This is a genomic window from Peptoniphilus phoceensis, from assembly GCF_001517665.2.
In the GTDB taxonomy this organism is placed as follows: Bacteria; Bacillota; Clostridia; order Tissierellales; family Peptoniphilaceae; genus Peptoniphilus_A; species Peptoniphilus_A timonensis.
Genome location: NZ_LN999808.1, coordinates 331,856 through 345,800, shown reverse-complemented (window position 1 = coordinate 345,800; position 13,945 = coordinate 331,856). Strand labels below are relative to the sequence as shown.

At 31.9% G+C, this 13,945-nt stretch carries 13 protein-coding genes; 9 read left to right on the top strand and 4 right to left on the bottom strand.

The genetic code is table 11. From position 1 onward, the window contains the following. Window positions 1-8: 8 nt before the first annotated feature. The 5 genes from BN3657_RS03665 to BN3657_RS03645 all read left to right on the top strand — a co-directional run bounded on the left by BN3657_RS03665 (window position 9) and on the right by BN3657_RS03645 (window position 5,591). Window positions 9-2,006, top strand: coding sequence for a DHH family phosphoesterase (locus BN3657_RS03665; protein ID WP_062551819.1), 1,998 nt, complete (start codon window positions 9-11; stop codon window positions 2,004-2,006). 1 nt (window position 2,007) lies between these two features. Beyond that, window positions 2,008-2,457, top strand: coding sequence for a 50S ribosomal protein L9 (gene rplI, locus BN3657_RS03660; protein WP_062551818.1), 450 nt, complete (start codon window positions 2,008-2,010; stop codon window positions 2,455-2,457). Between the two features lie 5 nt (window positions 2,458-2,462). Continuing rightward, window positions 2,463-3,824, top strand: a complete 1,362-nt coding sequence (dnaB, locus tag BN3657_RS03655; protein ID WP_062551891.1) for a replicative DNA helicase — start codon at window positions 2,463-2,465, stop codon at window positions 3,822-3,824. A gap of 89 nt (window positions 3,825-3,913) precedes the next feature. After that, entirely contained in the window at window positions 3,914-4,789 is an 876-nt protein-coding gene (locus BN3657_RS03650) for an undecaprenyl-diphosphate phosphatase (RefSeq protein WP_062551817.1), read from the top strand. Window positions 4,790-4,796: 7 nt separating this feature from the next. Further along, window positions 4,797-5,591: a carbon-nitrogen hydrolase family protein gene (locus tag BN3657_RS03645; RefSeq protein WP_062551816.1), complete on the top strand. Its 795-nt coding sequence runs from the start codon at window positions 4,797-4,799 to the stop codon at window positions 5,589-5,591. Window positions 5,592-5,684: 93 nt separating this feature from the next. On the opposite strand, the gene BN3657_RS03640 is transcribed toward BN3657_RS03645, so the two are convergent. Continuing rightward, window positions 5,685-6,326 carry an SdpI family protein gene (locus BN3657_RS03640; RefSeq protein ID WP_062551815.1) on the bottom strand — a complete coding sequence of 214 codons (642 nt, stop codon included), beginning with the start codon at window positions 6,324-6,326 and terminating at the stop codon, window positions 5,685-5,687. Then, on the bottom strand, window positions 6,316-6,594 hold the full coding sequence (locus tag BN3657_RS03635) for an autorepressor SdpR family transcription factor (RefSeq protein WP_062551814.1): 279 nt from the start codon (window positions 6,592-6,594) through the stop codon (window positions 6,316-6,318). Before BN3657_RS03635 ends, BN3657_RS03640 begins: the two co-directional genes overlap by 11 nt. A gap of 274 nt (window positions 6,595-6,868) precedes the next feature. Between BN3657_RS03635 and BN3657_RS03630 the strand changes: the two genes are divergently transcribed. The 3 genes from BN3657_RS03630 (at window position 6,869) to BN3657_RS03620 (ending at window position 11,124) form a co-directional block, all read left to right on the top strand. Next, on the top strand, window positions 6,869-7,618 hold the full coding sequence (locus BN3657_RS03630) for an IclR family transcriptional regulator (protein WP_019138995.1): 750 nt from the start codon (window positions 6,869-6,871) through the stop codon (window positions 7,616-7,618). Window positions 7,619-7,910: 292 nt separating this feature from the next. Continuing rightward, complete coding sequence (locus BN3657_RS03625) at window positions 7,911-9,143, top strand: Fic family protein (RefSeq protein WP_062551813.1); 1,233 nt, start codon at window positions 7,911-7,913, stop codon at window positions 9,141-9,143. A 94-nt stretch (window positions 9,144-9,237) separates the two neighbouring features. Beyond that, window positions 9,238-11,124 (top strand): ABC-F family ATP-binding cassette domain-containing protein, encoded by a 1,887-nt coding sequence (locus BN3657_RS03620; RefSeq protein ID WP_062551812.1) that lies wholly within the window; start codon window positions 9,238-9,240, stop codon window positions 11,122-11,124. Window positions 11,125-11,440: 316 nt separating this feature from the next. On the opposite strand, the gene BN3657_RS03615 is transcribed toward BN3657_RS03620, so the two are convergent. Together BN3657_RS03615 and BN3657_RS03610 are read right to left on the bottom strand one after the other, a co-directional pair. After that, window positions 11,441-12,079: an aspartate/glutamate racemase family protein gene (locus BN3657_RS03615; protein WP_062551811.1), complete on the bottom strand. Its 639-nt coding sequence runs from the start codon at window positions 12,077-12,079 to the stop codon at window positions 11,441-11,443. Window position 12,080: 1 nt separating this feature from the next. Continuing rightward, window positions 12,081-12,962 (bottom strand): diacylglycerol/lipid kinase family protein, encoded by an 882-nt coding sequence (locus BN3657_RS03610; protein WP_062551810.1) that lies wholly within the window; start codon window positions 12,960-12,962, stop codon window positions 12,081-12,083. Window positions 12,963-13,054: 92 nt separating this feature from the next. Here BN3657_RS03610 and ypfJ point away from each other — a divergent pair, with 92 nt between their 5' ends. Then, window positions 13,055-13,891, top strand: coding sequence for a KPN_02809 family neutral zinc metallopeptidase (gene ypfJ / locus BN3657_RS03605; protein ID WP_062551809.1), 837 nt, complete (start codon window positions 13,055-13,057; stop codon window positions 13,889-13,891). Window positions 13,892-13,945: the final 54 nt, after the last annotated feature.

Sequence of the window (13,945 nt, the reverse complement as noted above, 5' to 3'; positions counted from 1 at the left end):
AGAATACTATGAAAAACAATTATAAAATCAATGATTTCCTTCCTTATTTTATCTTCGGAATAATACTTGTTCTTGTACTTTTGTTTTTAAAACCTATAATTGGGATTATATCCTTCTTTGGTTTTAGCTATGTCACTTACTTGGCATATTCTAAGATAAATAAGAAAAATGAAGAAAATCTTAAAAATATTGAAAATTTAAATGAGAGATTTGACTCCCTGACTAAACAGGCAATCTTTGACATGCCCTTTCCCCTTGTCGTAACAGATGAAAAGGCAAAAATACTTTGGTATAACACTCCTTTCATTAATTTATTTAATGAAGAAACTGTCTTAGATGGTGACCTTGAAAATTTAGTTGACGATATAGATATATCAAATATCTTAAAAAGTGAGGGCAAAAGAACTATTCCTGTTGAAATAAATAAGAAGTTCTACAATGTATTCACAAATATCGTGGAAAACAAATCTGAAAAAAGAGATGGGAAATCTGTCCTACTTTATTTGGTGGACAACACTGCCTACCAAACTTTAAAAAATACCTATATCGATGAATTTGCCATTGTGGCAAAGGTGGAAGTTGATAACTTTAGTGAAGCTATAAGTTCTGCTCCATCAGAAATAAGACCCCTTCTCGTTGCAGAAATTGACTCAACTATTTCTTCTTATTTTGAAGAATACGATGCTCTTGTGAAAAAATCTGACGAAGATCTTTATCTTGTTGTAATGAATTACAAATCTCTAAGGGCAATAAAGGAAAAGAAATTTGATATACTTGACGATTTAAGGGACTTAAACAATGGAAATTCTATTCCAATTACCTTATCAATTGGTGTTTCATCTCAAGGACTTAATTTCAAAGATGCCTACATCGAATCAGATTCATCACTAGATTTGGCACTAGGTCGTGGCGGCGACCAAGCTGTCGTAAAGGTTGAGGACAATTACGAATTTTTCGGTGGAAAATCAAAGGCTGTTGAAAAGAGAAATAAGGTAAAGGCAAGAGTAATTGGAGAAGCCCTAAAACAATTAATAGATAGATCCGAAAATGTCTACATCATGGGGCACAAAAATCCAGATATGGATGCCATTGGTGCTGCTATTGGCTGCCTAAGAGCAACTTTAAATAGAAATAAGGAAGGCTTCATTGTCTTAGAAAAATCTAACCCTTCCATTGACAATTTAATTGACAGGATGAAAGATGAAGAGCCAGAAATTTATGAAAAAGTAATTTCTAGGGAAACTGCAATAAATAGGATAAAGCACTCTTCTCTTCTTGTACTTGTAGATAATCACAAGCCATCTTTTACTGAATGTCCAGAACTTTTGGAAAAGACAAATCAAATTGTAGTTATTGACCACCACAGAAGAGGAAAGGAATTTGTTGACAATCCAGTCTTATCCTATGTAGAACCCTATGCTTCTTCTACTTGTGAACTTATAACGGAAATGCTCACTTATATGTCTGATGATTTAAATCTAACTCATTTTGAGGCAGATGCCCTTATGAGTGGTGTTGTTGTAGATACTAAAAACTTCTCCTTCCAAACTGGAGTGAGAACCTTTGAAGCTGCATCAGTTTTAAAAAGAGCTGGAGCAAATATGATAAAAGTAAAGGCCCTTTTCCAAGATGACCTTGATACTATGGTTTACAGGGCAGAAGTAATTCACAACACAAAAATGATTCACGACAATATTGCTGTTTCAAGATTTGAAAAAGAAGCCAACAACTCAGTCCTTGTTGCTGCTCAAGCAGCTGATGCCCTACTTGATATAAATGGAATTGATGCATCCTTTGTTCTTACAATAAATGATGGCAAGACTCACATATCAGGTAGGTCTCGTGGAGAAGTTGTTTCAGTTCAACTTATCTTAGAAAAAATCGGTGGAGGTGGTCATTTAAATATGGCAGGTGCCCAACTTGAAACGACTGACTTAGATGAAGCTGAAAAGATTTTAACAGAAGCTATAGACGAATATTTAATTGAAAATAAAAGCGAGGAATAACATGAAAGTAATTTTAATCAAAGACGACAAAACTTTAGGTAAAAAAGGAAGTATAGTTAATGCAAAGACAGGCTATGCTAGAAACTTCTTAATTCCAAGAGGAGTTGCCATTGAAGCTACTCCAGAAAACATGGAAACTTGGGAAAAAAATAGAATTGAAGAAGAAAAATTAGAAAAAGAAAATCGCGCCAAGGCAAATGAAATCAAGAAAAAAATTAGTGAAATAACTTTAACTATTAAGGCTAAAGCTGGAGAAGGTGGAAGACTTTTTGGTGCCATCACTTCTGCTGACATTGCAAAAAAATTAAAACAAGAACACAAGATTGATGTTGACAAGAAAAAAATCGAGCTAAGCGAAAATATCAAGGAAGCTGGCATGAAAAACATTGACATCAAACTTTATCCAGATGTAGTTGCAACTCTAAAGGTTAATGTTAGACCGGAATCTTGATTGATATGGACGCTAATGGAGAATTAAATTTAAATTCTGTTTCAAATATAAAAATGCCTCCCCACAATTTAGAGGCAGAGGAGTCAGCTCTTGGATCTATGATGCTTTCAAAGGAAGCCATTACAACTTCTATTGAACTTTTAAAAATAGAAGACTTTTACCAAGAAGCTCACAGAAAAATTTATAATGCCATTTTAAATATCTACAACAGAAATGAAGCAGCTGATGTAATAACTATTGCAGAAGAACTTAAAAAAACTGACTCTCTCGATGAAGTTGGTGGTATAAGCTATCTAGCAGACCTCTCCTCTAACGTGACGGCAGTTTCAAATATTAAATACTACTGCAATATTATAAAAGAAAAGGGAATTTTAAGAGAGTTAATAGATTCATCTGATAAGGTCATTTCAGCTGCCTACTCTCCTGATGCCCGGGCAGATCTTATAATTGAGCTGGCAGAAAAATCTGTCTTTGATATAACTCAAGACTCGACAAAAAATGGACTTATAAATATAAAAAGTATTGCCCTTGACTCCTTTTCTGAAATGGAAAAAAAGGCACAAAATCCAAATGCCTTAACAGGACTTACAACTGGTTTTGTGGACCTAGATAGAAAAATCTCTGGACTTCAAAAGTCTGATCTAATTTTACTTGCGGCAAGACCTTCCATGGGTAAAACTGCCCTCATGGTAAATATTGCAACTAATGCCGCCCTAAGAGGTGGAGCATCTGTCGCTGTATTTTCTCTAGAAATGAGTAAAAACCAACTCTTCCAAAGAATTATCTCTTCCACTTCTCATGTGGATTTGCAAAAAGTAATAAGCGGTAATCTAAATGAAGAAGAGTGGACAAAAATTATAAACACAATGCCAATTGTATCAAATTTAAAAATAGAAATTGATGATACTGCAGGCATATCTCCTCTAGAATTAAAGGCAAAGTGCAGGAGAATGAAGGTGGAAAAGGGACTTGATTTAATAGTAATAGACTACTTGCAACTTATGCAAATGTCATCAAGATCAGAATCAAGACAGCAAGAAATTTCTGCCATATCAAGAAATTTAAAGGCCATTGCCAAGGAATTGGAAGTCCCTGTCATTGCCCTATCTCAACTTTCTCGTGCCCCAGAACTTAGAACTGATCACAGACCAATCTTATCAGACCTTCGTGAATCAGGTGCCATTGAACAAGATGCAGACATTGTAATGTTTTTATACAGAGATGAATACTACACAAAGGAAGAATCTGAAAAACCAAATGTCGGCGAAGTAATTATTGCTAAACACAGAAATGGTCCTACAGGAACTGTTGAGTTGATGTTTAAAAAAGAATTTACAAAATTTTTAAATTTACAGAGAACTGAATAAAATTTTAAGGCTCTTGTCATTGGCAAGAGCCTTTTATTTTTGTAGCCACAAATGTTATAATAGGCTTTGACAAAATAATGGAGGTAAATATGATAATAGACCTATTAAAAGTAATCTTCCTTGGAATAATCGAAGGACTTACAGAATTTTTGCCTGTATCATCAACAGGCCATTTAATAATAGCAGATAGTTTTATAAAACTTGAACCCAAGGCTTTTTCCAATGCCTTTAGTGTAATAATTCAGCTTGGAGCTATTTTAGCCGTAGTTTATTTATACTTCTATGACATAAATCCCATTGCTAGAGGAAAACTTGCTCCAGTAATTGGAGAAGAAAAGTATAATGAACTAAGTTTTAAAGAAAAATTTAAGTACAGAGATCTTGAAACTATGAGGTTAATAGCAAAAATAATTGTGGGATTTTTACCTGCCGCCTTCTTTGGATTTTTGCTAGACGACTTCATCGACAGCCATCTCTTTAACCCAATTACAGTTGCCATTGCCCTAATTTTTTACGGTATAATAATTATTATTATGGAAAAAAATAACAAGGACAAAGCCTTTAAATATGAAAGCCTAAATGATATTGGACTTAAAACAGCACTCTTAATTGGATTTTTCCAATGTCTTGCTATGGTTCCAGGAACATCTCGTTCAGCTGCAACTATAATTGGTGCAATGATCCTTGGCTGCTCAAGAACAAGTGCCGCAAAATTTTCCTTTTACCTTGCAGTCCCAACTATGCTTGGAGCAACTACTCTTAAAATTTTAAAAATGGGATTTTCCTTTACAGGATGGCAATGGTTTTTAATCCTAGTTGGCGGAGTAATTTCCTATATCGTAGCCCTTGTTGTAATCAAAAAATTCTTGGGATACATTCGTGAACACGACTTCATTCCCTTTGGCTATTACAGAATTGTGCTTGGCATAGTAGTTTTATGTCTTGCCTTTTTCAATATAATTTGAGGTGACTATGAAAGATTTTAATGTTGGAATAATTCAATTGCCTGCAAAAGGCGACAAAAAAGAAAATTTAAAAACTATGGAAGAATATGTATCTCGCGCAAAAGAAAAGAATGCCGATTTAGTTTGTCTTCCAGAAATGTGGAATTGTCCCTACCAAAATTCTTATTTCACAAAATTTGCAGAAGAAGACTTTGGCGAAACTTATGAAAAAATGAGTAAAGTCGCAAAAGAAAATGGGATATACCTAGTTGGTGGTTCTATACCAATTAAATCAGAAGGTAAAATATACAACAGATCCTATGTCTTTGACAAGTCTGGCAGAGAAATATACAGATATTCAAAAATAAATCTCTTCGACATTGAAGGCTACAAGGAATCTGACACAATTTCCGGTGGCAAATCCCTTGGAGTTTTTGAAACAGAATATGGAAACTTTGGACTCGCCATTTGTTTTGACTTGAGATTCCCAGAACTTTTCCAAACTTTCCGAGACTATGGAGCAGAAGTAATCTTTTCACCTTCAACTTTTATGAAAAAGACTGGAGAAGCTCACTTCCATCTATTAAATAGAGCTCGTGCAGTGGACACTCAGTGCTATATTGTCTCCCCTACTATAGCAAGAGATGATGAGCTTTCCAAAAATGCCTATGCCCACTCCCTTATAGTTGATCCAAGTGGAAAAATTGAAGTGGACCTTGGAGAAGAAAAAAATCTTGCAGTTTTAAAATTAGAAAAGGAAAAAGTAAAAAGAGAAAGAGAAAAACTTCCCCTAGAAGTATCAAGAAAAAATAGAAAGTTATAATTACAAATAAAATTTTATAAAAAAAGAAACTCTTGCAGAATTTTTGCAAGAGTTTTTTTACGCCTTAAAAATCTATAAAGACTTTTTTATTTTTTAAATTCCTTTAGTGTATAGATAGTAAGAGTATACTGCTGGAATTATTGCACCAAGAAAAAGTGGGACTAAAAATACAATTTCACTTTTTAAAAATACTGAAAGAATAAGACAAAGTCCAATTATTACAAAGCAAATTCCACCAAGCCTGTGAGTTCTTCTCCAGTTCTCGTCACTGTTGAGGGTCCAAGGGAGTTTTATTCCCATGGTGTAATTTCTCCTAGTCTTTGGAAGATAGTTGCCAATGGCAATAAATAATAGTCCAACAAAAACTGGAATTATCACTGACACATTTACATCCCTTCCCAGTCCAACCATGACTGTTATAGTGTAGACCACTAGCATTATAGCTGGCATGGCAAGCTTGCTAAGTGTCATTAAGAAGTTCTTTTGCTTCTTATTTCTTGGATCGTTGTCAAGCATAAAGCACATGAAGATATTCATGACTACAAGAAATCCATGTGTCAATACCATGGCATCAAACTTTGAGCTGTAGTCGTCAGCTTGTCCCCTAAAGTCCCAGTGAGTTGGAAGCTCTGCTGGCATTTTGTTATAAAACAAGAGATTAAAAATTACTAAAATTGCAAAAGATGCAATTATTGAAATTATGCTGCTTTTTCTAAATCTAAATTTATTTTTCATCTGCTCCTCCTTTGAAATTGGCAATCCATGTAAGTATTTCTTCGAAAACTGAAGTGTTTAGTTCATAATAAATATAATTTTTTTCCTTGTCCTCGTAAATTAAATCCTGGTCCTTTAAAATTTTTAAGTGGTGGGAGATTGTAGCCTTAGACAAGTCAAATTTTTCTGCAATTTCTCCTGCATTCATGCGACCAGACTTTCTCAAAATATTTAATATTTCTAATCTCACAGGGTCAGACAAGGCCTTAAAGGTGTTAGAAAATTTCACCTAATCCCTCCTTTTTTTAACCTATTTCGATAATTATCTAAATACTTAATTCAATTATATTAAAATAATTTTTATTGTCAATACTATTTTGTTATTTGTCTAAATAGTTTTTAATTCCAAAAATTTTTATATTTAAATAAATATTTTACTTTTATAATTTAGTTTTTGACTTATAATATTAAAAGACTTTTAATTATCTTATTTAAAAACAAATTATTTCTTTTAGTGAAATACTTTCCATTATGTGGTATAATTTTAGCTGGAAGGTGAAATTATGATTCAAAGTTTAGTTAAAGCAGCAAATGTTTTAGACATCTTAAAAAGTGAAAATAGAGAACTTACAATTGCAGAAATTTCTGAATTTTTAAATATACCACCAAGCACAGCTCACAGAATCTTATCCACATTAATAGATGTTGGATATGTATCAAAGGACGAGAGAACCCACTTATATGGTCTAGGACCTGCACTTATTCCCTTGGGGATAAAGGCATCCTCAAAGTTAGATCCACAAGCTGTAGGAAAATTAATCTTAGAAAAGTTATCTGATCTTACAAGGGAAGATTCTTATTTTATAATCAAATCAGGAGATAAGGGTCTACTTCTTTCCAAGGCTGAAGGCAAGCATTCCCTAAAGATTGTGGAAAATTTTGGCATAGAAATTGATCTTCACAAGGGTGCTATTAGAAAAACTATCCTCGCTTTTCAATCTGATGACTATATTAATTATTACTTAAAAAGGGATCTTTCAGATTATTTAAATTCGCCAGTTGATAAGGACCAATTAAAGAAAGAGTTAATGCAAATAAAAAATCAAAAAATTTCTGTATCGGATTCAGAATATATTGATTCAGTTATTGGAATCGGTGCTCCAGTCTTTAATTATAAGGACCAACTTGTGGGATCAATTGGGGTTGTAATACCAAAGGAGAGAATCACAGAAGAGTCTAAAAAAGAATATATGGAGGCAGTCAAGAGCTGCAGCGTTGAATTTTCCAAAAATTTAGGATATTCGGAAGCTTAAAGTTGTGTCAATCTGGCACAGCTTTTTTATTTGTTTAAATTTTTTATATTCTTAAAATTTTGTAATTTTTAATTTTTTTATGATGAATTTAGAATATAAAATTAAAATTCTCTTATTTTTTTATTTTATAATTTAAAGTTTTTAGAATAAAATCAAATTTTGGCATTTTTTTGATTTTATTTTTTATAAAATGCATAATAAAATCAAATTTTGATGTTTTTTTGATTTTATTTTGTTATAATTTATTGAAATAAATAAAATTTAATGTTTTTTTGATTTTATTGGAGGATTTATGGATTATTTATACACTTTATACTACAAAAATAAAAATGAATATGAAAAAATTTATAAATCTAGAGTGAATTTTAGTGAGACTTTAAATACTAATCTGTTTATAAAACCTTATAGGGAAAATTTATCTTTTCAACTTTATTATGTCTTCAATAGAGAAACGTCAAATCTAATAGACTTGATAAATCAAAATAATAATACTTTAGAAAAATTAAATGATGAACTGCCAATAATTGCTAAAAGTGCAAATTTATTGGATATCATATCAAGTGAATTGAAAAGCACTAATGATCTTGAAGGTGTAAAATCCGAGAAAAAAGAAATAATCGAAACTACAAGAAATATTTTAAATTCAAAAAATCCTAAAAAAATAAGACTCACTAGCATGATTAAATCCTATCTCTTGCTCTTAAATGAAAATTCTTTGAAAGTCCCATCAGATTTAAAGGATATTCGGAAAATTTATGACGAGATAACTAAGGGTGAAATTGAGGAAAAAGATGCGCCTGATGGTAAATTTTTTAGGTTGGACGCTGTCTACGTTCAAAAGAAAAATTCTGTTTCAGGTGAAATAATACACACAGGAATAATAGGCGAAAATAAAATAGAAGATTCTATGTCAAATCTTTTAAATTTTTTGTTAAACACTGATTTAGATTTACTCATAAGAGTTGCCATTTTTCACTATTATTTTGGATATATTCATCCCTTTTACGATGGAAATGGTCGCGTAAATAGATTTATTTCAAGTATCTTTATTAGGAGCAAGTATTCTTATTTAACTTCTATGTCACTTGCTCGTGGATGCTGGATAAACAAGAATTCTTATTACAAAAGTTTTCATATAACTAATTCAAAAATAAATAAGGGTGAACTAAATTATTTTATAGATGAATTTTTAAAAACTTTAATAGCTGGTCAAGAGGATATTATTTTTAATTTGTCTAATAAAATAGAAAATTTGAATATTGCTAGAAAGTGTATTGAAAATAATAGCTCAATTTTAAATAGTAAGTTAAAAGAATCCATCCTATTTCTACTCTGTCAAAATTATTATTTTGACAACAATAAGGGTCTCACACGAGATGAAATATTTGAATATACTGATGATTTTAAAAATAAAAACAAAAAAATAAGGGAATTAAAGGAACTTGAAAAAGATGGTTTTATAAAAGCTATAAAGGAAAGACCTTTAATTTATACTTTGAATCAAAATTTTATAGAAAATTTATAAATCTAAGACTTGCTGTTGCAGGTCTTTTTTTTATCAATAGCCTCTGTCTTTTAAAGGACTTAATAATTTGATAAAATGTAGCTAGGAGGTCATTATGCCAATACTTAGTTTAACAAATATAAAAAAATCCTACATTGATGAAGAAACTATTAAAGATGCAAACTTAATAGTTGAGGATAAGGATAAAATTGGCCTTATTGGAATCAACGGAAGTGGCAAGTCCACTCTTTTTAATATAATAACAGAAAATCTCTCCTACGATGATGGGGAAATTTTTAGAAAAAAAGATTTGAAAATCGCTTACTTAGAGCAACAATTAAGCCTTCACCAAGAAGGCTCTATTTATGATAATTGCCTTTCTATTTTTGAAGACTTAATTGAACTTGAAAAAAATCTTAGACAACAAGAACACATAATTGCAGAAAATCCAGATAACTTAGATGAAGAACTTATGAAGTACCAAAGACTTCAAGATGAGTTTCACAAAAGAGATGGATATTCTTACAATTCAAAAATTAGGGGAACTTTAATAGGTTTGGGTTTTTCAGAAGAAGACTTCTCCAAGGATATTTCCACTCTCTCTGGTGGACAAAAATCTCGTGTAGCTCTTGCCATGCTATTACTTCAAGATGCAGACCTACTTCTTTTAGACGAACCTACAAACCATCTTGATATTGATGCAATTTCTTGGCTAGAAAAATATTTAAAAGATATAGACAAGGCTATAATTGTCATAAGTCACGACAGATATTTTTTAAATAATATTGTATCTAAAATTGTCCTGCTGGAAAATGGGGCTACAAAAACTTATAAGGGCAACTACGATAACTATATAAGACAAAGAAAAAAGGATTTTGAAGTCTTAAAAAGACAATATGAAGATCAACAAAAAGAAATAAAAAGACAAGAAGAAATTATAAAGAGGTATATGAATCTTGGCCGTGACAGATTTATAAAACAAGGAAAAAGTCGAAAGAAAATGCTAGATAAGATGCAAAAAATCGATATGCCTTCCTCTAACAAGAGAACCAAACTTTCCTTCACACCTAAAAAAACTTCTGGCAGAGATGTTTTAGAAATTAAGGACCTCTCAAAATCTTTTGGCGATCACTTAGTATTTCACGATTTAAATGCCTTTGTCTACAAAAATGACAAAATCGGTTTAATCGGTCCCAATGGTGTGGGAAAATCCACCCTCTTTAAAATTATTGCAAAAGAAATTCAAGAAACTTCTGGCGAAGTAAAAATTGGATCTAATGTCGATATAGCTTTCTTCTACCAAGAATTGGACAACTTGAGTCTTGATAAAACTGTCATGGACGAAATATGGGACGAGTTTCCAAAGCTTGAGCATTTTCAAATAAGAAAATATTTAGCTGAATTTCTCTTTGTTGGCGACGACATTTTTAAAAGTGTAGAAGAACTTTCTGGTGGAGAACGTGGAAGATTATCTCTTTTAAAAATTATGTTAAAGGGAGCAAACTTCCTTGTCCTTGACGAACCTACTAACCACCTTGACATTGACTCAAAGGAAATCCTCGAAGATGCTCTCTTAAAATATGAGGGCACAGTTTTATCTATATCTCACGACAGATACTTTTTAAATAAAACTGTGGATAAAATTTTTGAAATGAAAGAAGATGGAATCAACACTTTTCTTGGCAACTACGACTACTATCTTGAAAAGACAAGTGAGAGTGAGCCTGAAGAGGAAAATTTCAAGACAAAAACTGAAATTGAAAGAGAAAAAAGAGAAGAGAGAGAAGAACGCAAAAAAAATAAGGTCCTTCGCAAGAAAAAAGAAAAAGTTGAAGAAGAAATTGCCACAATTGAAGAAAAGTTATCCACAATTGACTCTAAACTTGCAGACTCTAACACATACAGCGATTATCAACTAGCAAACGATTTATCAATAGAGCGTGAAAGCCTTGCAAATACACTAGATGAGCTTTATGAAATTTGGATGGAATTAGAAGACTAACTAAAAAGTTATAAAATTTTTCTCCACAAGCCTACTTGTGATATAGACTTTATCCCCAAACTTATACACATTATCCACAAGTATATAAACATTTGTCTTGAAAAGTTCTGCACAATTCATTCACATTTTGAAAAAATTATCATAAAACAAGAAATATTTGTAATTTTACAAGATTTTTAAGGAAATTTTATAAAAATTATACAATCTTATCCACAATTTCATAAAAGTTATCAACTTTTGTGGGTAAAAAAAGAAAGAGCTGTGTAAAAGCTCTTTTTTTGTTCCTTCTATTAAAGTTTGTGGATTTGTAATTATTTTAAATTCTCTTTATCATATCCTCAGCTGGATCCAGAATTTCTATATCAGTAAGATCTTGAAAAACATCTTTCATGTAGGGAAAATGAGTACAAGCGAGAATTATCCCATCTGCCTTATTTTCCATGCCATTAAAAAATCCAAAGAGGTCTTTAAGATTTAACTTATCCACAATTTTTTCTGGAGAAGTCTTCTTTTCGATTTCTTCCACAAGATTTAGAAATCCAAGAGAAATTGTGTCCCTAAAGTAATTTTCTGAAAGAATCCTGTCTATTTCATGGGCTGATTTTGAATTTGCTGAGAGGATTATTATCTTCTTATACTTTCTATCTAAATTTTTATAAAAATCCAAGGGACTTATAATTTGGATAGCTTGACGGCGAGATAGACTCTTAATATCAACAGAAGCAGAAAGAGAATTGCAATAAATAAAAATTTTTTCTGCACCCTTATTTTTGGCATCTTTTATTTTTTCTTCAACAATTTTTGTCAGCTCTTCTCTGGAATAATATTGAAGAAGAGATTGATCCTTTGGATTTTTTGAAATTGGATAAGCAATTGTTTCAAATCCTTTTGATTTCAAAAGTTCTTCACCCATTTTTGTGTCTGTAAAAGTGCCTGCAAATACTCCTATTTTCATTTTACACTCCTTTAAAATAAATCCACTTTAATTTTTTCTCCAAGATTTTATATTTAATTTCTCTTGACCTATAAATTTCTCCATCTATATTGTATAAAAATTCTCTATCTGATGAAATTGTTCCTTCTTTTGTGAGAATTTCCCTAATTCCACTTTTACCAAGATGATTTCCCTTTCTATAGGCTAAAAATAATTTTATAATTTTAAAAGCTGTCATCTCTTCTGCCAAAATTAAATTTAAAAGTCCATCATCTAATCTAGCATCAGGTGCTGGATTAAATCCATTGCCATAGTAAGACCCATTACAAAGGGCAGAAACCAAAAATTTACCTGAAATTTTTATCTCTTGGTCTTTTTCATTTAGGGCAGAAATTTTTAAATTTACATTTTCTAAATTTTTTACACTTTTTACCACTCCATAAAGGTAAGCAAGTTTGCCATATAGTTTCTTTCTTTTTATGACATGGTAGGTGTATTTTAAGACATTGGTGTCAAAACCAAGACTCGTCACATTTATGCAAATTTTATCGTTTACTTTTATTAGGTCAATTGGTGAAATTTCATAATCAAAAATATTTTCAATTTTAAAATTTTTATAATTAAAATTTCTAGAAAAATCATTTCCTGTTCCGCCAGGTATAAGACCAAGGGCAGTGTCGCTTCCAGCTAAAACTCCTGCAACTTCAGACAAGGCTCCATCACCAGATTTTATAAATAAAATATCGCCACCCCTATCTCTAAATTCTCTTGCAAAAGAAATAGTGTCGCCCTTTTTTCTAGTAATTTTGACTTCATCTTTATTAAAATAATTTAAAATATTTTTCTCAAATTCTCTGTCACGAGACCTTCCAGATTTGGAAGATATTATAAATAATTTTTTCATAATTTCACCACTTGTATTTTATTATATTAAATCTAAAAAAATTTTCCAATATTCTTACATAAATTTGGGTAAAATAGCTTTGGAGGGATATTATGAAATGGCAAGGAAGAAGACAAAGTTCAAATGTATCAAAATCTAAGGGTGGTGGCGTTGCCCTTGGTGGCGGAGGCCTTATTCTCGCTCTTATAGTTTTTTTAATCACAGGAAGTCCTAGAGATGCTATTAGGACAGGGCTTGGTACTGGAAACCAAGGAACAAATCAAGAATACGAACTATCAGCAAAAGAGCAAGAGCTCTATGATTATTCTGCCGTAGTTTTAGCAGACACTGAAGACGCTTGGCACGAAATCTTAAAAGATGAAGGAATTGAATATAGAGAACCAAAATTGGAAATCTTTAAGGGTCAAGTAAAAAGTGGATGTGGAATTGCAAATTCAGGTATGGGACCTTTTTATTGCTCGAGAGACGAAACCCTTTACATGGATCTATCCTTTTATGACAGCTTAATAAAAGACTTTGGTGCAAAGGAAGGCGACTTCATCTTATCTTATGTTATAAGTCACGAAGTTGGACACCATGTACAAGAAGTAACAGGCATAATGAGTCAATATCAAGAACTTGCTAGCAAAATGTCAGAAAAGGAAAGGAATGCTCTTACTGTAAGGCTTGAATTGCAAGCAGATTATCTCGCGGGAGTTGTGGCAAGATATCAAAAGGACAAGGGTTATCTTGATCCAGGCGACATGGAAGAAGCCATATCAACTGCTTGGTCTATTGGGGATGATGCAATTCAAAAGAAAGCACAAGGTTATGTTAGACCAGAATCCTTTACTCACGGCTCTAGTGAAGAAAGAGTTCGTTGGTATAAAAAAGGCTATGAAACTGGCAACTTGTCACAGTGGGATACCTTTAATGCAAAAAGTTTATAAATTATAATTCCAACCTTAGGGTTGGTTTTTTATTGCTTAAAAAGTCATCTTAAT

Coding starts and splice junctions, on each gene's coding strand:
- BN3657_RS03665 (WP_062551819.1), top strand. CDS start 9: ATGAAAAACAATTATAAAATCAATGATTTCCTTCCTTATTTTATCTTC.
- rplI (WP_062551818.1), top strand. CDS start 2,008: ATGAAAGTAATTTTAATCAAAGACGACAAAACTTTAGGTAAAAAAGGA.
- dnaB (WP_062551891.1), top strand. CDS start 2,463: ATGGACGCTAATGGAGAATTAAATTTAAATTCTGTTTCAAATATAAAA.
- BN3657_RS03650 (WP_062551817.1), top strand. CDS start 3,914: ATGATAATAGACCTATTAAAAGTAATCTTCCTTGGAATAATCGAAGGA.
- BN3657_RS03645 (WP_062551816.1), top strand. CDS start 4,797: ATGAAAGATTTTAATGTTGGAATAATTCAATTGCCTGCAAAAGGCGAC.
- BN3657_RS03640 (WP_062551815.1), bottom strand. CDS start 6,326: ATGAAAAATAAATTTAGATTTAGAAAAAGCAGCATAATTTCAATAATT.
- BN3657_RS03630 (WP_019138995.1), top strand. CDS start 6,869: ATGATTCAAAGTTTAGTTAAAGCAGCAAATGTTTTAGACATCTTAAAA.
- BN3657_RS03625 (WP_062551813.1), top strand. CDS start 7,911: ATGGATTATTTATACACTTTATACTACAAAAATAAAAATGAATATGAA.
- BN3657_RS03620 (WP_062551812.1), top strand. CDS start 9,238: ATGCCAATACTTAGTTTAACAAATATAAAAAAATCCTACATTGATGAA.
- BN3657_RS03615 (WP_062551811.1), bottom strand. CDS start 12,079: ATGAAAATAGGAGTATTTGCAGGCACTTTTACAGACACAAAAATGGGT.
- BN3657_RS03610 (WP_062551810.1), bottom strand. CDS start 12,962: ATGAAAAAATTATTTATAATATCTTCCAAATCTGGAAGGTCTCGTGAC.
- ypfJ (WP_062551809.1), top strand. CDS start 13,055: ATGAAATGGCAAGGAAGAAGACAAAGTTCAAATGTATCAAAATCTAAG.